Source organism: Taibaiella sp. KBW10, from assembly GCF_003852495.1.
Lineage (GTDB): Bacteria > Bacteroidota > Bacteroidia > Chitinophagales > Chitinophagaceae > Edaphocola.
In genome coordinates this window covers 247,322-269,698 of the sequence record NZ_QAJI01000004.1, presented here as the reverse complement: position 1 = coordinate 269,698, position 22,377 = coordinate 247,322, and the positions used below count along the sequence as shown (strand labels likewise).

At 41.1% G+C, this 22,377-nt stretch carries 22 protein-coding genes; 4 read left to right on the top strand and 18 right to left on the bottom strand.

Annotated features, from left to right (window positions below):
• Nucleotides 1–238: 238 nt before the first annotated feature.
• Nucleotides 239–1,195: a hydrogen peroxide-inducible genes activator gene (locus tag DBR32_RS08885; protein WP_124635959.1), complete on the bottom strand. Its 957-nt coding sequence runs from the start codon at nt 1,193–1,195 to the stop codon at nt 239–241.
• 92 nt (nt 1,196–1,287) lie between these two features.
• Between DBR32_RS08885 and DBR32_RS08880 the strand changes: the two genes are divergently transcribed.
• Nucleotides 1,288–1,737, top strand: a complete 450-nt coding sequence (locus DBR32_RS08880) for a PaaI family thioesterase (RefSeq protein WP_124635958.1) — start codon at nt 1,288–1,290, stop codon at nt 1,735–1,737.
• Between the two features lie 288 nt (nt 1,738–2,025).
• Here DBR32_RS08880 and DBR32_RS08875 read toward each other — a convergent pair whose 3' ends face one another.
• Both DBR32_RS08875 and DBR32_RS08870 read right to left on the bottom strand, forming a co-directional pair.
• Nucleotides 2,026–2,784, bottom strand: coding sequence for an outer membrane beta-barrel protein (locus DBR32_RS08875; protein ID WP_124635957.1), 759 nt, complete (start codon nt 2,782–2,784; stop codon nt 2,026–2,028).
• A 63-nt stretch (nt 2,785–2,847) separates the two neighbouring features.
• Nucleotides 2,848–3,150: an ATP-dependent Clp protease adaptor ClpS gene (locus tag DBR32_RS08870; protein ID WP_124635956.1), complete on the bottom strand. Its 303-nt coding sequence runs from the start codon at nt 3,148–3,150 to the stop codon at nt 2,848–2,850.
• A gap of 103 nt (nt 3,151–3,253) precedes the next feature.
• On the opposite strand from DBR32_RS08870, the gene DBR32_RS08865 reads away from it, so the two are divergent.
• Both DBR32_RS08865 and DBR32_RS08860 read left to right on the top strand, forming a co-directional pair.
• Nucleotides 3,254–3,799: an RNA methyltransferase gene (locus DBR32_RS08865; protein WP_233559699.1), complete on the top strand. Its 546-nt coding sequence runs from the start codon at nt 3,254–3,256 to the stop codon at nt 3,797–3,799.
• Between the two features lie 30 nt (nt 3,800–3,829).
• Complete coding sequence (locus DBR32_RS08860) at nt 3,830–5,194, top strand: DUF58 domain-containing protein (RefSeq protein WP_124635955.1); 1,365 nt, start codon at nt 3,830–3,832, stop codon at nt 5,192–5,194.
• Between the two features lie 70 nt (nt 5,195–5,264).
• Here the strand turns inward: DBR32_RS08860 and DBR32_RS08855 are convergent, their stop codons facing one another.
• From DBR32_RS08855 to DBR32_RS08810, 10 genes are all read right to left on the bottom strand, one after another.
• Nucleotides 5,265–6,611, bottom strand: coding sequence for a porin (locus tag DBR32_RS08855; protein ID WP_199724428.1), 1,347 nt, complete (start codon nt 6,609–6,611; stop codon nt 5,265–5,267).
• Between the two features lie 360 nt (nt 6,612–6,971).
• Nucleotides 6,972–8,555 carry a Na+/H+ antiporter gene (locus tag DBR32_RS08850; protein ID WP_124635954.1) on the bottom strand — a complete coding sequence of 528 codons (1,584 nt, stop codon included), beginning with the start codon at nt 8,553–8,555 and terminating at the stop codon, nt 6,972–6,974.
• Between the two features lie 199 nt (nt 8,556–8,754).
• Entirely contained in the window at nt 8,755–9,189 is a 435-nt protein-coding gene (locus DBR32_RS08845) for a VOC family protein (protein WP_124635953.1), read from the bottom strand.
• Nucleotides 9,190–9,344: 155 nt separating this feature from the next.
• Nucleotides 9,345–9,854, bottom strand: coding sequence for a DinB family protein (locus DBR32_RS08840; RefSeq protein ID WP_124635952.1), 510 nt, complete (start codon nt 9,852–9,854; stop codon nt 9,345–9,347).
• A 267-nt stretch (nt 9,855–10,121) separates the two neighbouring features.
• Nucleotides 10,122–10,619, bottom strand: a complete 498-nt coding sequence (locus tag DBR32_RS08835; RefSeq protein ID WP_124635951.1) for a hypothetical protein — start codon at nt 10,617–10,619, stop codon at nt 10,122–10,124.
• A gap of 45 nt (nt 10,620–10,664) precedes the next feature.
• Nucleotides 10,665–11,315: an NAD-dependent epimerase/dehydratase family protein gene (locus DBR32_RS08830; protein ID WP_124635950.1), complete on the bottom strand. Its 651-nt coding sequence runs from the start codon at nt 11,313–11,315 to the stop codon at nt 10,665–10,667.
• Between the two features lie 81 nt (nt 11,316–11,396).
• Nucleotides 11,397–12,203, bottom strand: coding sequence for an SDR family oxidoreductase (locus DBR32_RS08825; protein ID WP_124635949.1), 807 nt, complete (start codon nt 12,201–12,203; stop codon nt 11,397–11,399).
• Nucleotides 12,204–12,341: 138 nt separating this feature from the next.
• Nucleotides 12,342–12,899 carry a TetR/AcrR family transcriptional regulator gene (locus DBR32_RS08820; RefSeq protein ID WP_124635948.1) on the bottom strand — a complete coding sequence of 186 codons (558 nt, stop codon included), beginning with the start codon at nt 12,897–12,899 and terminating at the stop codon, nt 12,342–12,344.
• A gap of 209 nt (nt 12,900–13,108) precedes the next feature.
• Nucleotides 13,109–13,504 carry a VOC family protein gene (locus DBR32_RS08815; RefSeq protein ID WP_124635947.1) on the bottom strand — a complete coding sequence of 132 codons (396 nt, stop codon included), beginning with the start codon at nt 13,502–13,504 and terminating at the stop codon, nt 13,109–13,111.
• A 261-nt stretch (nt 13,505–13,765) separates the two neighbouring features.
• A complete protein-coding gene (locus tag DBR32_RS08810) occupies nt 13,766–14,119 on the bottom strand; it encodes a hypothetical protein (RefSeq protein ID WP_124635946.1) in 354 nt (117 codons plus the stop codon).
• 345 nt (nt 14,120–14,464) lie between these two features.
• On the opposite strand from DBR32_RS08810, the gene polA reads away from it, so the two are divergent.
• On the top strand, nt 14,465–17,281 hold the full coding sequence (gene polA, locus DBR32_RS08805) for a DNA polymerase I (RefSeq protein WP_124635945.1): 2,817 nt from the start codon (nt 14,465–14,467) through the stop codon (nt 17,279–17,281).
• A gap of 226 nt (nt 17,282–17,507) precedes the next feature.
• Here polA and DBR32_RS08800 read toward each other — a convergent pair whose 3' ends face one another.
• The 5 genes from DBR32_RS08800 to DBR32_RS08780 all read right to left on the bottom strand — a co-directional run bounded on the left by DBR32_RS08800 (nt 17,508) and on the right by DBR32_RS08780 (nt 22,342).
• The gene (locus tag DBR32_RS08800) at nt 17,508–18,053 is read right to left on the bottom strand and encodes a hypothetical protein (RefSeq protein WP_124635944.1); all 546 of its coding nucleotides are present in this window, start codon (nt 18,051–18,053) and stop codon (nt 17,508–17,510) included.
• Between the two features lie 62 nt (nt 18,054–18,115).
• On the bottom strand, nt 18,116–19,177 hold the full coding sequence (locus tag DBR32_RS08795) for an ABC transporter permease (protein ID WP_124635943.1): 1,062 nt from the start codon (nt 19,175–19,177) through the stop codon (nt 18,116–18,118).
• 8 nt (nt 19,178–19,185) lie between these two features.
• Nucleotides 19,186–19,785 carry a GNAT family N-acetyltransferase gene (locus DBR32_RS08790; RefSeq protein ID WP_124635942.1) on the bottom strand — a complete coding sequence of 200 codons (600 nt, stop codon included), beginning with the start codon at nt 19,783–19,785 and terminating at the stop codon, nt 19,186–19,188.
• 39 nt (nt 19,786–19,824) lie between these two features.
• Nucleotides 19,825–20,793: a M28 family peptidase gene (locus DBR32_RS08785; protein WP_124635941.1), complete on the bottom strand. Its 969-nt coding sequence runs from the start codon at nt 20,791–20,793 to the stop codon at nt 19,825–19,827.
• 25 nt (nt 20,794–20,818) lie between these two features.
• Entirely contained in the window at nt 20,819–22,342 is a 1,524-nt protein-coding gene (locus DBR32_RS08780; protein ID WP_233559698.1) for a lipopolysaccharide biosynthesis protein, read from the bottom strand.
• Nucleotides 22,343–22,377 lie beyond the last annotated feature (35 nt).

Here is a 22,377-nt window from a genome sequence, read left to right as displayed (position 1 = left end):
CGCGCCACTATCTTTTTATAAATATCTTTATTATAATTTTGATATAAGTCCCGTGGACTGATTCATCTCAATGGGAATATTTAAACATTCCTCCTAAAGTCGGAATGACAAATAGCATGCGGATAGAGAGGGCTCCTTTTATTCCTTTCGAAATGATGGTGAGGTGAGGTAAGAAATGTGAGCATATTTGTCGCGTGTAATTAATCCCTTGTCGCCAATCAAAACCACACCTTGTTGCTTATAGTTTTGCGGTTTGTATTCTTAATACTTTACGGTCCGATTTCTGCACTTTCATTTTTTCGGGAACCATTTCCAGAAGCTCATCTATGATGGTTTGCAAGACGGCCAGTTTTACAAAATGGTTATTGGTTACTAAAGAAATTTCTCTTACCGGCTCCGGGTTTTCAAAATAACGAATGCGGTCTTGTGCTTCTTCATTAAAATCAAACGTAGCCAATTCCGGCAATACTGCTACGCCGCCATTCATATCAACCATCTTACGCAACATATCTACACTACCCGATTCAAAACTGTAAGGCCGCTCTTCCTGCAGGCGCATGATATTATCAGAACACAGGTTCAACACTTGATTGCGTAAGCAATTCCCTTCATTCAACAACCATATATTATTGAGGTCTATATCTTTAGGACTAACAACTCTTTTAACTAATGCCTCGCTTTGCTCTGAAAAATAACCCACTAAAGGTTCAAAAAACAAAGGATATTCTTTTACGTTATTATTTTCCAAAGGTGTACTTAACAGACCGGCATCAATCTCATTATTTTGCAGTGCATGTACAATCTCATCTGTCTGCATTTCAGTAACTACCAGTTTTATCTTAGGATGCTTAGCCGCATAGGCCGCTAAAAACTTAGGCAGGACATAGGGAGAAATGGTGGGGATAACGGCCAATTTAAATACGCCGTTTACCTCACTTTGACTTTGTTGTATCAGCTGATTAATCTTAGCCGATTCCGACAGGATATTTTTAGCCTGGGCTACAATCTGTGCGCCAATTTCCGTAGCGGTGATGGGATGTTTGTTCCGGTCAAAGATTTTTACGCCAAATTCTTCTTCTAATTTATGGATCTGCATACTCAGCGTAGGCTGTGTTACAAAACATTTCTCTGCAGCTGCGACAAAACTTTTATAAGTTGCGACAGCCACTACATATTCTAATTGCGTTAAAGTCATAAGGATCAAATTCTCTGTATACAAACTTAACACAATTTGCATGATTAGATCTACAAAATTCTGTTACTTTTGTGCCTACTTAAAAAAATGACATGGAATCAAGATTAGCAATACTTCAAACACTTATAGGCCAGGAATTAAACAATACCCCTTCTCCTGCCGGTAGCTGGTTGCAGTTAAGGCTTGATCATATTGAACAGGGAAAAGCGATTGTATCGATGTTGGTACGTCCGGAAATGTGCAATCCTTATGGGAATATACACGGAGGGATGATGAGCCTCGTCATTGATGAAGTAATCGGATTTGGCGTATTGTCTATGGATGCCCCCAATCATTATACCAGCATCAACCTTAATGTGGATTTTTTATATGCGATTAAGGGTGGCGCGCGCCTGAGTGCCGAAGCAGAGGTAATCCGTATGGGTAAGAAAATCATGCATGTAGATGTGCGGGTGTATAACGCAGAAACAAAGGTGCTACTCGCAAAGGCCGCCAGTAACCTCAGCGTCACCTCGATGCAATACAGCATTGCAGCCATCTAAGCAATTCATTAACCCTTCCGGAGAATGATCTTTTTCCTAGGTATCAGGTCAACTGTGGTCTTCTACTTACAGCTGGGGCACTTATCGGGTATAACCTGTAGTTTTTAAGCCTTATGGATGAAAACATTTACCTAAGCCGAAGTGAATTATTATTTAAATAAGAAAATCTAGTGGATAAAATCCGTTTTGGTGACCCAAAACATGAAGCTTAAAGGTACGGGGTTGTTCCTTTTTATAAAAGAAGCTGATGTGGCTTGAAGTTGTATTTCCGAATTTGTCGATTATGGATTACTTGATGCCCAAAAGAGTTCGGGTAGCCGGTAAATTGATTTGTAAACCTATGTTTGCCGTAAAATGCCTGTTTACAATATTTTCATCTTGATAAGAAAAGGGAGGCACAATTAAGATGTTATTAAATCCTTGATACATTGAACCATCCATAAAAACGCTTATGGTTTTATTAAGTTTTGATTGTACTCTTATGCCAAATTGAAATCCGATATCTACCTTTTTTAATGGTTTATCTTCCAGGTCTAAAGTATTTGCCATCTCAACACCCAGCTCATTTATACCAACATATTTTGAAATTTGGTTGGTTAAAAAACCCAAATTAGGCCCGGCGAATAATCCAATTCCAATGCTGGATTTAGAAGGAAAGAAATTGTAGTAAGCCAAAAGCGGAACTCTTACATAATACCAATTGTGATACCAATCCAGTTCAGCAAGCTTCGACCCTGCGATAGCTCCACTGTGAAAATCCTGTAAAAGGTCTAGTCTTTCTTTGTATCCTTCATTTGTAAACTGTACTTGCGTTTCAATATGCCAATGATCAGAAAATCTGTATCCAAGATTCAGGCCACATGTATAGTTATTTAACAGTGTTTTACTTGTTACATCCTGTGCATATTGTGGTGTGACGCTAAAAGATTGTATAATCTTACTGTTTTTCAGGTATCCTCCATTTACACCGAAATATAAATTCTGTGCCTTTGCATTAAAACGATTACCTAAAAGCATTAGTAAAATAATTGCGGCAATTTTTTTCATATTCTTAGGTCTACAGTTTAACACTAAAATCAAAGACAGCCGTTTTGGTACCCTTACCGGTAACTAATCAATTGTTGCCATAATACCCCTGTCGAGTAAACCCTCGCACATGGGTTTCAATGTATCGAAATTTCCTTTCTTCACCGCATATTTACCGCTGTAATGCACGATCATAGCACATTGTTCCGCACTTTCCGGTGTGTGGTTACAAATATCGATCAGTGATTCAATCACCCAATCAAAAGTATTTACCTCATCATTCCATACCACAATATGGTGCAGGGCATCTACAGACTCCTCTACTAAAACGTCCGTTTCAATATCGGTCTGTGTATGTGCAGAGGTATTGCGATACGTAGCTGTCATGTGATCTTTATACATTATATACTAATCAAATATTATTAAAAATAGCGATACAAAGGTACAAAAATTATGATATTAAGCCCCCAACATTTTGTTACTTTGCAGCATGAGTGCAAATGAGTTTCGCAAAAAAGAGATGAATGAACTGCAGCGGCTGAGTATCGATGATGCCAAAGCAAAATATACTTTTCCGATTACCATCGTGCTGGATAATGTGCGCAGCATGCATAATGTAGGCTCGGTATTCCGCACGGCAGACAGTTTCGGATTGGCTGAAATCATTTTATGCGGCTTTAGTCCCTGCCCGCCGCACCGGGAAATACACAAAACAGCCCTGGGCGCGACAGAAACGGTACAATGGCACTATAGCGCTGCCGTTAATGACACGCTGCTGCAATTGAAAGCGCAAGGCTATACCATTATTGCCGCCGAACAAGTACACAACAGCATTTCTTTAGAAAAAATCGACTATAAAACAACCGATAAAATCGCTGTGGTCTTTGGTAATGAAGTCGAAGGTGTGAGTGATACTGCTTTGGCTTATTGTGATCAGGTAGTAGAAATTCCTCAGTTCGGCGCCAAGCACTCCCTCAATATCTCGGTATCGGTGGGCATTATCATCTGGGAATTAATTCGTAAGTTTAACCAGTAACCTATTTTACGACAAAGGAGCCTTTCGCACATGAAGCTACAGTGGAACAAGATCAGATACTTTCTTATCAATATGCCTATCCGGTTCAATTTTATACTGATGGGCCTGCTGATGGGTTTGGTCTACTATTGGGTACGTCCTTCCCTGGCCAAAGCTGAAGTGGCTACTTCAAGTTACCAACCTATTGTATCTATTTTGGCCAAAATAGCCGGTATTGCCATTGGTGTACTCCTCCTGTTTTCCTTACTCAGTACGCTTGTAGCGTACTTACGTTATCGCATACAGGCAAAACACAAAAAAGCATCTTTTGACCTGAACCTGTCTATGACGGGCATCGACAACCAGGAACTGGTGATCCGCCCTACCCTGCACCATGCCTGGCGTCCTTTCCTGGGTTTTATTTCGGGAAGAATGTTACTAGCTAACAAAACACTCAGTGCTCCTTTTTTACTCTCTTCTACAAAATGGCGCAAAAACAGCCTCATAGCTGCACATATTTATGGCACCAATGCCCTGTATTTCAAGGATATTAAGGAATATCAGGTACAGGGTGCCTATATTTACTTTGAAGATATGTTCCGGCTCATACGCCTGCCACTTAAACAAGCGGCCATCGGTAGTTTTTACAATCCACCCACAGCCACCCAGGATCATTCTGCAACCGTACAGCCCCAGGCCAGTATGGATATGGATGTCCGTATCGAGCAGATGCGCAAGGTAGAGGGCGAATACCTGAACTATAAGCAGTTTGAGTACGGAGATGATGTGCGCAGAATTGTATGGAAAATCTATGGCAAAAGCAGGGAATTGGTGGTGCGTAATCCCGAAACAAGAAATCCTTATGCCTCTGAAATACTGATGTATGCCAGTTTTTACCAGAGTATAGGCACGCTTACCGCAGATAGCCCTCTTGCTGATGAGCTCCTGAATTATTATAAAAATGCGGTTTGGAGTTTGTACCGGCAACTGAACAAGCCCGATGAACTGCTGGTGCAATATATTCCGGAACAAAAAATATCGCTCAGTAGCACAGAGCTGGCCGACGAACAGGTACAGCGTCAGATTGCCCATTCTGTATGGCAAAGCCACACCGATATCATTCCTTACTTCGATACCAAAAGGGGAAGTGTTTTTTGTATCCATTCCCTAAGTAGCTTAAGTACGGTACAGCAATTATTAGATCAGATTCAATCTGACCAATATGTCCACTTCGTTACGCTCTCTGATTGTTTTGAGGGCAGTAAACGTTTCTGGATACGGAAAATATTTTTTCAGGATACGGCAACACAACAGGCTACAAGTATCGGTGCTTCCTGGCGTATCGCTCCACAAAGGTACCTGATTCAAAAAAATGAGGCGGCACTGAAACAACTACTAAAACAATATGGGTACTAGTATATCCTTGTGTATATAAGAAAACGCGGAGCAAAATTGCTCCGCGTTTTCTTATATAAATATTTGTTGCTTAAAAACTGAATTGTGCCCTACAAGTAAAATTATCGTCTTTCAAATCCTTATCAATTCCTTTGATTGCCGATTTTTCATTTACCGGATGCTCATACCACAAAGTAAGCTTCAAATTAGGATTGACATAGTAGACATATCCGCCGCCAAAGGTATTGTATTTGACATCTGCTGCCGTGAAATTGTTGGTCGCCGAAATCGCATTGCCTGAAACCTTCGTATTTGGATCGTACCAATCATATTTCAGCACAAGCTGATGTTGGGCAGAGCCTAAATGTTGCAAGTAATAAAAATAGGCCCCGTTAAAACTCCTTACGGCAAGTGGCATTACACTACCTGTCGTTGTGGTGGGATAAGTGCCCGGAGTGATCGTGGTGCTGAGAGTGCCCGTTTGTTGCCCCATAATATATTCCGCTCTGAACTCCGTAATTCCTTTTTTATTGGGAATCTGAAACTGTGCATCCATTCCATAATACTTACGCGCCATTACCTTCCCGATATTGGCTTCAGCACTATCTTTGTACATCATATTATTAGCATAACGATAATAGGTATTTCCCTGGCTCACAAGACCTCCGTTAAAATAGCTAAGCCCAGCTGAAAACTGTACCGGTGTATTGGGAATATGTATTTTTTTAAAAGATAATTTAGACACCACATCTTTATGACTATCAAATTCCTGTGTGCCCGTTAAGCCTTGCCCGTTGTATATCCCGATATCAAAACCGATCCATTTTATTTTAGACTCTTTTTTACGGGGGGCAAAACTGAACATCACCCCAAGGTCACGCTCTGTATTCATCAGGATCTGAGACATCCTGCCCCGCTCTGGTGCTTCCCTGTTTACCGAAGAATATAATAACTCAAATCCAAAAGGACGTGCCATGATACCGGTAGAAAAGTGAAAAAGCTCAAATTTATTTTCATAATAACGGCCCCAGAAATCACGCACATTCACCCCTCTTTCCGTACCATCAAATTGTAATACGAAATAAGTAGAAGGTTTCCCTTTAGCGGTATAGCCTGTGTAATCCATACGCATACGGCCCCTGCGTAAACGAAAACGATTATCAGAGTTTGGCGCATAATCGCCGCCGTTGTAGGAAGCCGATCCTTTAGTCTGTATATATTGAAACTGAGGTTGTAAATAACCCGAAAAGCTGATATTCCCAAACTTCGTGGCGATAGACAACATCTTCTTACCCATTGCGGTTGAGGTATCTATCATATCGGTCAATAAATCATTACCCATATTGCGTTTAGGGAAAACATCCAGCTTGGTATCCTGCGCCATTGTTGTAACATAGCTCAGTAATAACACCGTACTCAAAAGAAAAAATTTCTTCATAAAAAGATAATGATATGATAACTGTTTATTAATTTTTTGCAAAAGTAGTCGTCTTACTTATCCTTTGTCTTATTCCTATGTTATCTTATTATTAACTGTCATTTTCAAAAAAAAATAAAAATGAATCCCCTTAAACTAAGAACGTGTATACAAAGAGTTTAAGGGGATTATGAAATCCTATAAGGAACGGGGAGTAATTACGATATTCACCTACTTAAACGGTATTATAATGAAACCCCGAATATAGTCAACCATTTTGTTCATCCTTTTGCATCAAGGCAAAAGGTAGCAATCGCTGTAAGTACAAACCCAAATAATAAAGTATGTCTCTGTTTCTTAAAAGCCGATACTGAATCAGTATTAAATGACCTTCAACCGCTCTTCTTCCAGATCGATTTGGTACAATTGCTGCCGAATAATATCTTCATTGATAGAGGGATCTTTATTGAGTTCTGAAAGATATTGCCTCTGACTTTCAAGCAGTTCTACAAAAATTCCTTTTGTCTGCTCATTCATCCAGCTATCATCAGATGCTTTTGCCCGTTCTTCCCATTGCTTCAGGATTCTTTCGATACCCACATGCCCGTTCAGTTCATTATCATATTTAGTTTTCAGCACCTCGTATACATGTTGCTTTAATCCCTGTTTCATTTTTTGCCGGGCCACATCCTCTGCTTCTTCTGAAAATATCACATCAAAAAAACGGATTCGCTTTATAAAATAAGGAAGGGTAAGCCCCTGTACTAACAAGGTAAGCAGTATCACCACAAAAGTGATGAACAGGATCAGGTTTCGATGGGGAAAGGCGGCACCACTATCCAGAGTTACCGGAATCGCCAAAGCTGCAGCCAGAGAGACCACACCACGCATACCCGTCCAGCCCAATAGGAGCGGCATCATCAAACGCGCTCTTGTACTACCCGCGCGGGGCGCTACACTCGGCCGGAATATAAGCGTAGCAATCATTGCCGCATAAGAACTGATAATTCTTGCCAAAATGAGAATGACAGTTACCAATACACCATAACCAATAGCGGTAGACAGCGGAATACCTTTTGAGCGCAGACCATCCACAATTTCAGGAAGCTCCAGGCCGATGATCAGGAAAACGATACCGTTCAGGATAAAGACGAAACTCTCCCATACACTATACCCTCTTATACGGCTCGCACTGTTTAAAAAGATCAGCCGTCTGGCAGACATAAACAAACCACCACAGACAACTGCCATGACCCCGGAACTGTGTACCTGCTCTGCGATCCAATACATAAAGTAAGGCTCAATAAGGGTGAGTGCTATATCGGAAGGCGCATCTGTAGGTAAACGTTTATGTGCCTGCACAAAAATCCAGGCCAGTAACAATCCTATTGCGGCACCACCGATCACCATCCATAAAAAACTCAGTGTGGCTTCCTGCCATACAAACTGGCCGGTGCCCACAGCCACCATTGCAAACCGGAAAATAATGAGTGAAGAAGCGTCATTCAGCAGGCTTTCTCCTTCCAGAATAGCGGCGGTCGATTTCGGAATTTTTACAAATTTCATGATAGCTCCCGTACTGACGGCATCCGGTGGTGATACAATACCACCGAGTAAGAAGCCCAGAGCAATCGTGAATCCGGGAATGAAATAATTGGTGACCAAAGCGACAGAAAGCGCGGTAAAAAAGACAACCAGAAAGGCAAAACTGCCGATAATCCGCCACCATTTCCGCATCTCTTTAAAGGAGATGGACCAGGCCGCTTCAAATAACAAGGGCGGAAGAAAGATAAAAAAGATAAGGTCCGGATTAATCTTAACCGTAGGTAATCCGGGTATAAAACTGATCAATAACCCACCAACAACCAACAGAATCGGATAAGCAATTTTAAGTTTGGCAGCCCACATATTTAATAGCACAATGACGGCTATCATGGCGAGCAAAAAAGGTAAAATAGTATGCATTCAAACGTAAGGTTTTGTTTGGCTGTTTCTTTAAAAAATGACCTGATCGGCGAACATCCCGACCAAGATATCATAAGCGGAATTTTGTGGTTTAATCGTGCACTCATGTTTATAAAAACGATACGGATATCATTTTTATAAAATCAGTATCCGCAGGGAATCTACTATTTAGTTTCCCTACGGATACTGATTAGCTAATTTATGCTTGGTTTCGCGCATTATAACTCATCATCCATTGGATGCCGAATTGATCTTGCAACATGCCAAAGTAATCGCCCCAAAAAGTGTCACTCATCGGCATGGTTATTTGTGCACCATCTGACAGGGCTTTAAAAAGCTGATCTGCTTCTTCTTTGCTGTCTGCCGTAATCGAAACTGAAAAGTTATTGCCTTTCACAAAAGTTGCTTCATATTGCTCTCCATTATCACTTCCCATCAAAATGGATTTTCCGATTGGTAAAGAAACGTGCATTACTTTTTGCTTATCGTTTTCCGGAACTTTATAATCTTCACTTTCGGGCATATCGCCAAAGCGTCCGATATAAGTAAAGTCTCCGCCAAATACGGATTTATAGAAGTTGAATGCTTCTTCACAGTTACCATTAAAGTTTAAGTACGTGTTTGTAGTAGCCATTGTTTTTTATTTTTTAGGTTTTGAAAAATAGTTTTTTGTAATTGCCTTTTATCCTTGCTCTGGCTTTGGCAAAACAAGATTTGCACACTAGGTCGGCAATAGCCTATTAGTTCCTGAATTACGACAAGGAATATTCCTGTAGATGGTTATTGGTGTTATGATTGCATGCGTTGTGATTCTTCATAATTCGGTCCGTATAAAGACGGCACTTTATTACCCGTAGCCCGCAGGTGTGCAATCAGCTCCCCGCGATGATGATACATGTGATTGTAAAGAAATCCTCTGATCACTTGTACCTTTGGCATAGGCGACATGATCGCATTTCCACCCATAGACATGGTCCAGATATTCATATACTGCGCTTCGTCTGAATTTTCAATAACGGCCTTGGCCTTGGCTACATTTTCTTCAAACTTTTGCAGGATATTGGCCGCTTTACTGATATCTCCTTTATCATAACTATAGGTCGCCATATCAAATTCATCCTGATTAAAGGTGCCCTCATACCAGTTATACACCTCGGCTACATGCGAGGCCAACTGTGCCACAGACCAAAGATGCGGTTGCGGACGGTACGCTAATGCACTGTCGGGGATCATCGACAATAATTTCCGGGTATTTTCGGCTTCATGTAAGAATTCACCGAGTAGTGCTTGCTTGATCATTGTGTTTTTATTTTTATTTGTGATTATGGTATTTCAGGTTTATTGCTAAAGCCGCTTTAGGCATGGGTTTTATGATTTGTTCTAGATAGACAGCATAGCTTTATATAATCATTTCTGAAAATGCACAATGGTATTCCCAAGAGCATAACATGCCCTTTCTCTACATATATCCCTTTTTTCTATTTGCTAAAATAATGAAATTCACAGCATGTATTGATAAAAAAGAAGTTGTATTGATCCTTTAACACTTCACAAACGAATAGATAATTAGTAATTCGTGCTTTTGAGGTACTCTTGGTAGGCCGCATTTCTTTGGGCACTATAAGTATCCGAAATAAGCAATAGTACCACCAAAAGCATCATTGCCATGCTAAAGCCCTTCCAGTAATAACTTTTACTAAAGACAATGAACAACACTAAGCTGATAATCAGTACCGTAAAAGTTATAAAGGCATATTTGAACGTCTGGTTCATCACTTTGTCCATTCGCTGTATTTCGGATTGCCGTAACTGGATTTCATTAACTCCTTTGTGTACACTAAGCTCCGAAATTTTCTTTTCATTATAGTAACGAGTAGAAAAACTACCTACGACAAGCAGGAGCCCGGCAATAAGCAGGCCGGTGCCCAAACCTTTAGATATGGGATTGATGGAAAATTTTTGCCATAAGCAAAAACCGATCAGCAGGAATAAAATGCCCGCCCCTAAAGCATAGGCAAACACAGACTTTTCATCGATATAATATTGATGCATGCGTTCCAACATAAATAGTCATTTTAATTATTGCATAAAGACACTAAGCACACATATTTATGATTTGGCTAAAGCCTTTATATCACTGATTTCCAGTATCTGACTCTTATAACCTTTACCGACCGCATTGATCATGGCCTGCCCCACTTCATGTAGTGTCAATGATTGTTTCGGCAAGATTAAGGGAAACAAAGCAATAACCGGTTTAAAAAACCAACGCACATTCTTTTGTCCTTTCACCGGCTTCATAAACCCGGGGCGAAAATTGTATTGTCCCCTGAAACCTAAGTGCATCAAGGCTTCTTCTGTGCGCCCCTTTACCCTTTGCCACATTTGTTTCCCATTACTGTCGGTATGCGCACCGCTCACGTAATGAAATACCATTTGCGGATTTATTTTTTGTAAAGCAGTGGCAAAATTCAAAGTCGTCTCATAGGTAATCCGGTTATATTCTTCTTCTTTCATACCTACAGAACTGATACCTGCACAGTAAAAACAGGCATCATAACCTTTTAACTGATCAGCCAGCATTTCCAGTTTATTAAAATCGGGCAGCAGCAATTCTTTCAGTTTGGGATGCTGTATATCCAGGTGCTTTCTGTTAATGATCAGTACCTCTTCTATTTCAGGGCGAGCCAGGCAATGCAGTAATACGCCTTCTCCAACCATTCCGGTAGCCCCGGTGAGGATTATTTTTAAAGTTTTCATATAGGTCGATTGTATGTGTTTTATAACTAACACAGATGAAGCTTTTATACAAGCATTCACCTGTGCACTTTAGTAATGTTATTAAGCCAGAAAGATCTTTTTCACTTCCTCTCTAAATGCATCTTGCGACAGCCCATTACGCAAGGCAAAATATCCTTTCGCATCTTCACCTGCAATATACTTTAATTGTTGCTTACCATCTGTTGCCGCTTCATAGACCACTTCCGCGATCTGCTCAGCAGAAGAATAGGCACTTCTTCTTTCCGGATCGGTAAATACCGCATAAATTTTTTCAAATACTTCCTGGTACGCCTCATGTTGCGTTACATCAAGACTACGTCCTGCAAAATCGGTTGTGATGCCACCCGGTGCTACCGTTTTTACCGTAATGCCGAAAGGTTCCAATTCATAAGCCAGGCTTTCGCTCCAGCCTTCCACCCCAAATTTTGCGGCATGGTATACAGAGTTCATCGGCATGGTGATTGTTCCCCCGATAGAAGTTGTTGTCAAAAACATCCCTTTACCTTTTTGTCTAAAATAAGGAATAAAAGCCTGCGTTACCCGCATGACACCAAGCAGGTTGGTATTGATGTTGTTTACGATCTGCTCATCGGTAGCGGCTTCAAAAGGCCCGGCCAGCCCGTATCCGGCATTATTAAATACAATGTCAATGTCGTTATGAGCCAATACTTCTGCGGCCACACGCTTGATCTGTTCCGGATTGGTTACATCCAATGCCATAAGCTGTACATTAGGCAACAGGTTCAGTTCTGTTTCCTTTTCCGGGCTGCGCATAGTGGCAATCACGTTCCAGCCCTTGTCGGCAAATAGTTTTACTGCTGCTTTTCCTAATCCGGTTGAGGTACCGGTCATAAAAATAGTGTTCATCTCGTTTATTATTTTATTTGGTTTATTTAATTTTTGGACTGAATATTCATTCCAAAATATAGGTAAAAAATTTTATTTCTAATTCCGTTTAGTTGACATTCGCCAAGAGTACACTTTTATCAAAAATAGTACTTAGCATTACGCTTTAATTGCATCCCATACCAGCCGCATCTGCTGTTCCTGCTGTGGCTCTCGTTTATGGACATCTATCCCAATAACCCAGCGTACATAAGTAGTAACCGTACCGCCCAAAAAGATCAATAAAGCTTCCAGTTCCATTTGCTTAATAATTCCTTCCTCCTGACCTTGCTGGATAAGGGCGATAACTGACACAAACCCCTGCTTTCCGGCATCTTTTGTACAAGCGGTAATAACCGGTGAACTCTGGAACTGATCCATAAAGGCGAAACTTTCGGGATACTTCAGGTAAAAATTAATAAATGCTGTGTAATAATGAAAGAAACGGGATTTCAGCGAAGCCGTATGGTCCAGGCTTTTGTTGACCAATTCGATCTCTGAGTGCTTGATATATAAATAGATCGCGTTAATAAGCTCTTCTTTTGTTGCAAAATAATTATAGATCGTCCCCATTCCTGTACCCGCAGCTTTCGCAATAGCCGACATAGGAGTTGCCTGTACTCCTTTCTCTGCCAGCAGTTTCATGGCGGCTATAATGATTTGCGTTCTCTTATCCACAGCACAAAAATAGGTATTTTGGAATGATTATTCCAAAACACTTTCAAAACTATTGTTAAATTATTATCTTGAAGTGTGCTTTTTGTTATTCTGAATGCAGCAAAGCGGAATAGGAATCTAAAACATAAACGCCTAAAAGATGCCTCTGTCGGCATGACAAGTGCAACTGCTCAGCCATTTTTTGTCTTCGAAGACGGTACAGTAGCAATTTACTTCGGCCAATACAGTACATTAAATTTATGCCCGTCCGGATCAGAAAAACCAAGGTTAAATCCCTTACCCCATTTTTCCGGTGGTGCAAAAATTGTGCCTCCTGCATTGTCTACTTTTGAAACCCATTCTCTCACCTCTTCCTCGCTTTCTGCAGAAAGACTGAAAATAACCTCGTTGCCCTGCCGCGTATCCGCTAAAGATCCCTTAAGTGCGACTTCTAGTTGCTCTTTTACAAAGAAGTGAATAATAAAATTATTTTCTCCCATAAAAAAGCTTCTCAGTTCTTCTGAATTATTGTGGCCATTGGGACGAAATCCCAAGGCCTCGTAAAACTTGCCGGTTCGTTCCAGGTCTTCTACAGCCAGGTTGGCCCAGATCATTTTTATGTTCATAGTCTCTTTGTTTTTATAATAGTATAGTTTCCTATACCATTATCCCTGTATAAATATAAACATATTTCCAATGGTATATTGTTATGGACGTTGCTTTTCTGAAGCCATAAGTCAAATGGTTGCTTTCATGGTTTATTTTTATACCAAAAACGAACAGGCTCCTATGAAAGATATAGGAGCCTGTTCGTTTTTTATAATACTACAGCGTAAGCGCTGAGGGTATATTGAGTTTTACGTCGACAATGAAGCAATCGTCACCGTCTATTCAAAAATAACCAATGTTGCATTTGATGCTTGTGTGGCCTGTGCCCAGCTTGCAGTGAAAAAAGGATTCGTAATACAAGGCGGTGCTGGCTGCCCAATACTGTTGGAATAAGGGGAGCCAAATCCTACATTCACTTGTGTTGTACCGTACATAATTTTAATAAAATCAATGTTTGTATAACTAAAGGAACTGAATGTGGAGATACCAGGAGGAACAGTAGTGCCGGATCCACCAGATAAACTGATGGTATAAGTACAGGAGGTAAGGTTATTGACGGTCAGTATATTCGCCGCTTCAGCCATACCATAAGTTCCGATCAGGGCAAATGCTCCCAATAATATTTTTTTCATAAAATAATATTTTAAAAGGTTGATTAATACCCAAATATAAGAAATTAAATAAAATATTTCTACAAAATTGTGTTTTATTATCCCTCCCGAAAAATCACTTATAAAAACGACAAATCAATCGTCAATGTGGATAGGATTGTCACGTAAGGGAATGTTTTTTATAGACAATATACCCTATTTTAATAATCTATTCTTTGCGGTTTATAAGCTATGATCTTTATAAAAATGCATTCCTGTTTATAGCTTATGATAAGTCCTTAAGTAAATCCTGTACCCAGTGAATCATATTCCTTTTTCGCCTTGACTAATTTTTTTAATTTAAAGGCTATAGAGTATCTTCGTCCCATGAAAAAATTATTCTTACTCGATGCCTTTGCGCTGATCTTTAGAGCCTATTATGCCTTGATTAGAAATCCACGCATTACCTCTACGGGTAAAAATACCAATGCCCAGTTCGGATTTACCAATACCTTGATCGAACTGATCAATAAATATAAACCCACGCATATTGCGGTATGTTTTGATACTCCCGGTACTACAGAGCGCCATACCGATTTTGCCGACTATAAAGCCAATCGCCAGGAAGCTCCCGAAGACCTGATTGCTGCCATTCCGGATATCAAAAAAATAATAGAAGGTTTTAATATTCCGATTATAGAAAGTAGTGGTTATGAGGCCGATGATATCATCGGAACCCTCGCCTGGCAAGCAGCAGCGGAAGGCTACCAGGTATTTATGGTAACTCCCGATAAGGATTATGGACAACTGGTCTGTAAGGAAAATGTATTCATCTTTAAGCCCGCCTATATGGGCAATAAAGAAGAGATCTTAGATGGCGCCAAAATCTGTGCCAAATGGGATATTGAACGCTGCGAGCAGGTGATCGACATCCTCGGATTGATGGGTGATGCGGTAGATAACATCCCGGGTATTGCCGGTGTGGGCGAAAAGACTGCAGCCAAATTATTAAAAGAATACGGAACACTGGAAAATGTATTGGAGCACGCTGATAGCATAAAGGGCGCCTTGGGTGAAAAAGTAAGAGCAGGGAAAGAAAGCGCGATTTTATCTAAAAAGTTGGCTACGATCATTACGAATGTACCGGAAGTTCATTTTCATGCAGAAGATTTCAGCCTGAGTGAAAAGAATGAACAAATATTAAGCGAAGTCTTCAATGAACTGGAGTTTCGTACGATAGGCAAACGTATACTGGGCGATGCTTTTAAAATGAGCACGAATGAGAAGGTACAGCTTGATTTATTTGGTAATGAAGTACCGGTAAGCGCCATAAATAATCCTTCAAAAATAGATGCTACGGCGACACCGGAATTGTTTGTGTCTTATCAGACCATTAAGGATGTGCCACACCAATACCATACAGTAGATACCCTGGAAGAGATTGCCAGTTTAATTACGACCCTGCAGCAGTATAAAGAAATTTGTTTTGATACCGAAACAACAGGTATTGATCCGAACAATGTGAGCCTGGTAGGTATGAGTTTTGCCGTAGAAAAAGGAACAGCTTATTATGTACCGGTAAGCGCGCAACAAGATGAGGCTTTAAAGACGGTATCGGCTTTTGCCTCGCTGTTTGAGAATCCGGAGATTACCTGGATCGGTCAGAACATCAAATATGATATTATTGTCTTAAAATGGTATCAGCAATTTATCGTGGGGCCTGTATTTGATACTATGGTAGCGCATTATGTGATCGAGCCGGAAGGCCGCCGTAGTATGGATCTGCTGGCACAGCAATATTTACAGTATGACCCCGTTTCTATTACCGAACTGATCGGCAAAAAAGGAAAAGGCCAGCTAAGCATGCGTGATGTGCCTATCGAACAGGTTTCGGAATATGCCGCGGAAGATGCTGATGTAACGCTGCAGTTAAAAGAAGTTCTCGCACCGATAATCAAGGAAAAAGCGGTTGATGAAGTTTTTGAACGGGCAGACAATCCTTTGGTAAAAGTATTGGCTAATATGGAGTTTGAAGGCGTTCGCATTGACGAAAACTTTCTCCTGGAATATTCCAAGGAATTGGAAAGAGATGCCAAGATCTATGAAGAGAATGTATTTCGGGAAGCGGGTGTTCGTTTTAACCTGGCCTCCCCAAAACAATTAGGAGAAGTGCTTTTTGATAAACTGAAACTCGATCCTAAGGCAAAAAAAACAAAAACAGGGCAGTATGCTACTGGCGAGGACGTATTGCTTAAACTGGCCAATGAACATAAGATTGTAGATGACATTCTGGGTTTCCGGGAACTCACTAAATTACGCAATACCTATGTAGATGCCTTGCCCACCATGATCAATCCGAAAACAGGAAGGGTGCATACTTCTTACAGCCAGACGACGGCCATTACCGGTCGTTTGAGCAGTAACAATCCAAACTTACAGAATATCCCGATCCGGACAGATAAAGGGCGTGAAATCAGAAAGGCCTTTATTCCCCGGGATGAAAACCATATCTTACTCAGCGCCGATTATTCACAGATAGAATTACGGATTGTAGCCGCCATTAGTGGCGATCCGAATATGTGTGAAGCCTTCAGAAGTGGCGCCGACATTCACTCTGCGACTGCCGCTAAAGTATATGGCATCGAGATTGCGGACGTAACTAAAGAGCAACGGTATAAAGCTAAAAGTGTAAACTTCGGGATTATCTATGGCCAGGGTGCCTTTGGTTTAGCAGGCAATCTGCGCATCAGCCGTACAGAAGCAAAAGAGATCATCGACAATTATAAAAAAGAGTTTTCCGGTATCAGTCAATATATGGATGATATGATTGCTTTTGCAAAAGAAAATAGCTTTGTACAAACCCTATTGGGTCGAAAAACCTGGTTAAAGGATATACATTCCGGCAATGCAGTAGTAAGGGGCTATGCAGAAAGAGCAGCCATTAATGCCCCGATACAAGGTACGGCCGCCGATATGATTAAACTGGCTATGATCCGGATTGATGAAGCGTTAAGAGCAGAAAAACTCCGCTCTAAAATGATCCTGCAAGTACATGATGAGTTGATCCTGGATGTGGTGAAAGAAGAATTGGAAACGGTGAAAGCACTGGTTTTAGAGCACATGAAGCTCGCATTGCCTCTGCCCAATGAAGTACCGGTAGAAGCAGAAGCCGGTTATGGTAACAGCTGGCTAGAAGCACATTAATTATCAGCCCTAACTTGTTTATTTTCAGTCCATAAATGGATTATTTATATGTTCATTTCTGACAAAATGAGGAATCTATGCACATGCTTTTAGATTCCTCATTTTGCTTCGCTGCATTCGGAATGCAAGATGGGGGTAGTATGTTCACTTCTTGCTTTATCATACCGGCATTAGCAGGTGTATATTCAGAACTTATATGCTAATGAATTGCCGCTTATACCGTTCCCTAACCCGGTTTACGGAAGAAGGACAATTTAAAAGGTTTGATACTATTGTGTACAAAGCCTTTCGGCCAGGTCGTACTTTTTTCATCAACCAATTCCAATTGATAAAATTTCTGCCCCTTACAATTTACCAATACTTTAGTTTTATGCTCTTTCTGACATTGATTTATTTGTCGCCAGTCGAATAAGAAATGCCCGGGCGTGAAGGTGGTCAAATCAATAAAGTATGTAATGTCGTGAAACATATTGAGTATGGTAACGGACATTACTTTTTTCGTCTTTTTATGCGTTATGGAAAAGACCAGCGTTTCAATCCCACTGCCGGTATTGAATTGAAAGAAAGCGGTATCGCCCTTTTGCTCCGTATAAAAATTCTCCTTCCGGGCATTAAACACAAAATCGGGGGCAGTTATGGTATGAAAAGTATAGTCTCCCGCCGATCCGGTCGGCAAAAGCATCCGGAATTTCATATCTCCGCAAAAACACTGGGCCAATAAAGACACATTGCTTATCAAACAGAGCATCACTAGGAGGAAAGTCCGTATCATTTTATTATAGATTTAAATCATCAGGAAATACAGGCCGGGATTGAAAAAAGATGCTTTAGCCACTAATTGAGCTTTACCCTTGGATCAAGTTTGGCATACAGGATATCGGTGAGTACACTAACGCATACAAAAATGGTAGCAGATAGTAATACGGCACCCATCACTACCGGGAAATCAAATTTATCCAGGGAATCTACCGTTAATTTACCCAAACCTTTCCAGCTGAAAATGAATTCCACAAAGAAAGAGCCCGCCAACAATTCGGCCATCCAGCCGGAAATGGCTGTGACTACAGGATTGAGGGCATTGGGTAGCGCATGTTTAAACACCACTTTAAATCTTGATAAACCTTTGGCATAGGCCGTACGCACATAATCCTGCGATAATACATCCAGCATAGCACTGCGTGTAAGCTGGGCGATAATAGCCAAAGGGCGAATACCTAAAGTAAGTGCAGGTAAGATGAGGTGTTGAATAGCTAAACGTCTACCTCCAAACGCATCATATTCCCATAAACTACCGACCATTGGTAGTCCGGTGAGATCGCTCAGGAGATAGCCAAATACATAGGCAATAATGAGCCCTGCAAAAAAGGAAGGGGCGGAAATACCCATCACACTGGTTACAATCGCACTTACATCCCAAAAGGTATCCTTCTTTAAGGCAGCAAGAATACCTAACAATATTCCAAAGACCGTCGCGAAGATGATAGCAGAAATCGCAAGCACAATTGTTCCCGGAAGGGCATCGGCGAGCACATCCCAGACCAAACGCTTGGTTTGATAAGAGCGGCCGAAATAAGGCTTTTTCATCACCAGGGCATTGTCTGAGCCCAAGGAAAGTATAGACCGGTATTGATATTTAGCTTGGTTGACGGAATCTGTCGTATGAACGGTTAGCGGCAACAGATCATTCAGGTAGTACCCGTAACGCACCAATAAAGGTTTATCCAAGTTTAATTCTTTTCGTACATTCTCAATAGAAGCCACATCACTCCGTTGCCCTAAAGTAAGCCGTGCCGGATCGCCGGGCAAGGCATTAAACAGGATAAACACCAAGGTGATCACTCCCCATAATACGGAGAGCGCATACAATAGCTTTTTGAGTACATAAGATAAAGTCATGTGGTCAGTTAAGGATTCATTTTTTGCTGCAAATGTGCTTTAACCTTGTCATACCATTCGGCTTTCAGTATACTCAATACAATACTGTCGCGTCGGGAACCGTCCGGCTTTAGGCCATGGCTTCTCAGCACTCCTTCTACCGTACAGCCGATGCTTTTCATCGCAGCAATGCTCCGGGCATTGTTCGTATCGGCCCTAAATTCGACCCTTTCCATCTCCATTTGCTCAAAAGCAAACTGCAATAAGAGAAATTTACAATGGGTATTGATCCCGGTGCCCTGTTGTTCTTTAGCATACCAGGTATAACCCAACTGTACCGATTTATTAGAGAGCTGAATATCGTAAAAACGCGTACTGCCCACATAAGTACCGGATTGTTTATCATAAACTGAAAATGCATATTCTCTACGCTCTTTACGGCCTTCAAGGGCAAGGGTCAGATAATGCTGCAAACCGTCTTCACCTATTGCCTGTATCAGGGAGTAGGTCCATATATCTTGCTGATGAAGGGCATAAGGCAACAGATGCTCGTAATCAGATAGGGCCAAAGGTCTTAAGATGACCCGCTCATCTTCCAGGGTATAGTCTTGCTCAAAATCAAAAGTCATCGGATGGTATTTTCGTTTGAAATAATATTAAAAAGCAGTTTATAAATTGTAGATATAATGCAATAAAGTTTGCCCTACTGCTTTAAGTGTATTCTTGTCTACATTGCTCATATCATCCTTGGTGGTATGCCAGTAATGCGCAAAACCCGTATTGGAATTGGCCGGAAGATCGATGATATCTATGGTAGGAATTTTAGCAATCTCATTTACCGGTACATGATCATCCGTAATTGTACCGCCTTGTTCAAAAACAAAATAAGAGGAATAACCGGCTTTAGCTGCCGCTTCCCATACGCCTTGTTGTATCGCACCGGCAAATTGCTTTGAAAATCCTTCTAAAGCAAAACGGGCATTTTTACTACCAACCATATCTAAAAGGATACCGCCCATAGCTTTGTAGTTAGGCACATGCGGATTGCGGGCCCAATACTGAGTACCTAATGCATAAGAATCTTCTCCCCATTCTGATTTACCATAATCTTCTACATCTGTCAGCAGGATATCAATCCCCATATCGCCACCAAAATTATTTTGTTTCAAAACGTTTGCCAATTCCATCAACACGCCTACCCCACTTGCTCCGTCATTCGCACCCAGTACGGGTTTGGTTTTATCTTCCTGGTCTGCCCAAGGTCTGCTATCCCAGTGCGCCAGTAATAAAAGGCGATGAGTTGCTTTGGGATTAATTGACCCGATCAGGTTGATACAACGCAGTTTTTTGCCATCTTTCGCAGTAAATGAAGTTTCCTGGCGGTACACGGTATCACAGGATTTTTTCAATTCACTTTCCATCCAGGCGGCACATTGCTCCTGGGCTGGTGTATTGGGAATCCGCGGGCCAAAGTCTACTTGTTTCTGAATATAATTATAAGCGTTATCTGCATTGAAAGCAGGCACTTTTACTTCTTGCTGTGTTGTCGTTTCAGGGGAAGTCGTGTTGTCTCCATTAGAAGTACAGGAAGCCAGTAATAATGTAGCGGTAGCGAAAGACCATAAAATAAGTTTCATATATTGACGTATTTTTTTGCGGATATTATTTTAAGAATTTACCAATCAGCGGCATAGAAGCCAGCTCTTTTCGTTCCAGTTTAAGGATTAATAATAAGAAACAAACAAACCATAAGATACCGGAACCCAAACGCATATATACATTGGCATGCGGCAGCAGATAACCTATTATCCCTTTGTGGATTAAAAATAGCAAAACTATAGCGATGAGGTACGTTAAAATTCGTTTCATCGGATAAGGGATCGGGTAATACTTTTGTCCCCATATGTAACAGACAATCACCATACTAAAGTAGCAAACCAGCGTCGTCCAGGCCGCAGCCAGCATTTCAAATTTGGGAATAAAGAGGTAATTGCCCACGAAAGTAATGATTGCACCAAATACCGTAATATAAATACCGATGCGCATTTTATCGGTAATTTTATACCAGATCGAAAGGTTATAATAGATACCACTGAATACATTGGCAATCAGCAGAACCGGTACAATGTATAATCCGGAGCGGTAAGAAGGCCCCATATAGTATTTCCATACATCATCTATAAACAGAGCAGTGGTCAGAAAGGCCAGGCAAACGGTGATCACAAACCATTTCATGACTTTGGCATACAATTCGGGTGCATTTTTATCCTGCGATTTACTAAAGAAGAAGGGTTCGGCCGCCATTCTGAATGCCGTTACAAATAAGGTAATGACGATAGACAACTTATAATTCTGCGAATAAATGGCCTGTATTTTCATGGCATAATCCTTAGACCCGTCGATGAGTTTCACCAGCATTTGCCGGTCGATTACTTCATTCACCATACCCGCCAGACCGATGATAATCATGGGGGAACTATAACGGAACATCTTTTGCCAAAGAGCGGTATCAAAACGAATAGAAAATTGCCTCCATTCCTGAAACAGCATCAAAAACACAAATACGCTTTGCAACAGGTTGGCCAATAATACAAAAGAAACCACATTAAACTGCCGCCCCAAATCGGCAAAAAAGCCATTCGGATCTTGTTGCGCGAGTTTGGGTACCAAAACGATAAAGAAAATAACGGCAAGTATATTGAGGACAATCCCGAATACTTTGATAAATGCGTATTTCCGGGGCTTATTTTCCTGGCGCAATAAAGCAAAGGGGATCGTTTGCAAGGTATCGAAGAATAGAATAATAGCCGCCAGTGTAATATATTCAGTATGTCCGCCCAGCTCCACAAACTGCTCTATCGGCACCCGGAGCAGGTACAAGAGTATACAGAATATGATCGTACTGATGAGTAAGGATCCGAAAGCGGTATTAAAGATCTGCTTTCGGTTTTCTTTGTCGGCGGCACAAAAGCGGAAATAAGCCGTTTCCATACCGTAGGTAAAAATCACATTAAGCACGGCAAAATAAGCATAGATCAGCGATACACCACCTAAGTCAATCATTCCTTGGCTGGAACTCAGCAAATAGGATAGAATCGGGATGAGCAAGCTGTTTAGTAACCTTGCGGCCACACTGCTCATTCCATACCAAAGGGTTTGTCCGGCTAATTGTTTTACTGCTGCCAAAAGAGGTGATTTTAGATAGCAAACTTATAATTAAA

What these genes read in the sequence shown, in the direction of transcription:
- DBR32_RS08825 (WP_124635949.1), bottom strand. Translation starts at nt 12,203, where the DNA reads ATGAACACTATTTTTATGACCGGTACCTCAACCGGATTAGGAAAAGCA.
- DBR32_RS08880 (WP_124635958.1), top strand. Translation starts at nt 1,288, where the DNA reads ATGGAATCAAGATTAGCAATACTTCAAACACTTATAGGCCAGGAATTA.
- DBR32_RS08865 (WP_233559699.1), top strand. Translation starts at nt 3,254, where the DNA reads ATGAGTGCAAATGAGTTTCGCAAAAAAGAGATGAATGAACTGCAGCGG.
- DBR32_RS08860 (WP_124635955.1), top strand. Translation starts at nt 3,830, where the DNA reads ATGAAGCTACAGTGGAACAAGATCAGATACTTTCTTATCAATATGCCT.
- DBR32_RS08815 (WP_124635947.1), bottom strand. Translation starts at nt 13,504, where the DNA reads ATGAACATAAAAATGATCTGGGCCAACCTGGCTGTAGAAGACCTGGAA.
- DBR32_RS08840 (WP_124635952.1), bottom strand. Translation starts at nt 9,854, where the DNA reads ATGATCAAGCAAGCACTACTCGGTGAATTCTTACATGAAGCCGAAAAT.
- DBR32_RS08830 (WP_124635950.1), bottom strand. Translation starts at nt 11,315, where the DNA reads ATGAAAACTTTAAAAATAATCCTCACCGGGGCTACCGGAATGGTTGGA.
- DBR32_RS08795 (WP_124635943.1), bottom strand. Translation starts at nt 19,177, where the DNA reads ATGACTTTATCTTATGTACTCAAAAAGCTATTGTATGCGCTCTCCGTA.
- DBR32_RS08790 (WP_124635942.1), bottom strand. Translation starts at nt 19,785, where the DNA reads ATGACTTTTGATTTTGAGCAAGACTATACCCTGGAAGATGAGCGGGTC.
- DBR32_RS08800 (WP_124635944.1), bottom strand. Translation starts at nt 18,053, where the DNA reads ATGATACGGACTTTCCTCCTAGTGATGCTCTGTTTGATAAGCAATGTG.
- DBR32_RS08845 (WP_124635953.1), bottom strand. Translation starts at nt 9,189, where the DNA reads ATGGCTACTACAAACACGTACTTAAACTTTAATGGTAACTGTGAAGAA.
- DBR32_RS08785 (WP_124635941.1), bottom strand. Translation starts at nt 20,793, where the DNA reads ATGAAACTTATTTTATGGTCTTTCGCTACCGCTACATTATTACTGGCT.
- polA (WP_124635945.1), top strand. Translation starts at nt 14,465, where the DNA reads ATGAAAAAATTATTCTTACTCGATGCCTTTGCGCTGATCTTTAGAGCC.
- DBR32_RS08850 (WP_124635954.1), bottom strand. Translation starts at nt 8,555, where the DNA reads ATGCATACTATTTTACCTTTTTTGCTCGCCATGATAGCCGTCATTGTG.
- DBR32_RS08810 (WP_124635946.1), bottom strand. Translation starts at nt 14,119, where the DNA reads ATGAAAAAAATATTATTGGGAGCATTTGCCCTGATCGGAACTTATGGT.
- DBR32_RS08885 (WP_124635959.1), bottom strand. Translation starts at nt 1,195, where the DNA reads ATGACTTTAACGCAATTAGAATATGTAGTGGCTGTCGCAACTTATAAA.
- DBR32_RS08870 (WP_124635956.1), bottom strand. Translation starts at nt 3,150, where the DNA reads ATGACAGCTACGTATCGCAATACCTCTGCACATACACAGACCGATATT.
- DBR32_RS08875 (WP_124635957.1), bottom strand. Translation starts at nt 2,784, where the DNA reads ATGAAAAAAATTGCCGCAATTATTTTACTAATGCTTTTAGGTAATCGT.
- DBR32_RS08835 (WP_124635951.1), bottom strand. Translation starts at nt 10,619, where the DNA reads ATGTTGGAACGCATGCATCAATATTATATCGATGAAAAGTCTGTGTTT.
- DBR32_RS08855 (WP_199724428.1), bottom strand. Translation starts at nt 6,611, where the DNA reads ATGAAGAAATTTTTTCTTTTGAGTACGGTGTTATTACTGAGCTATGTT.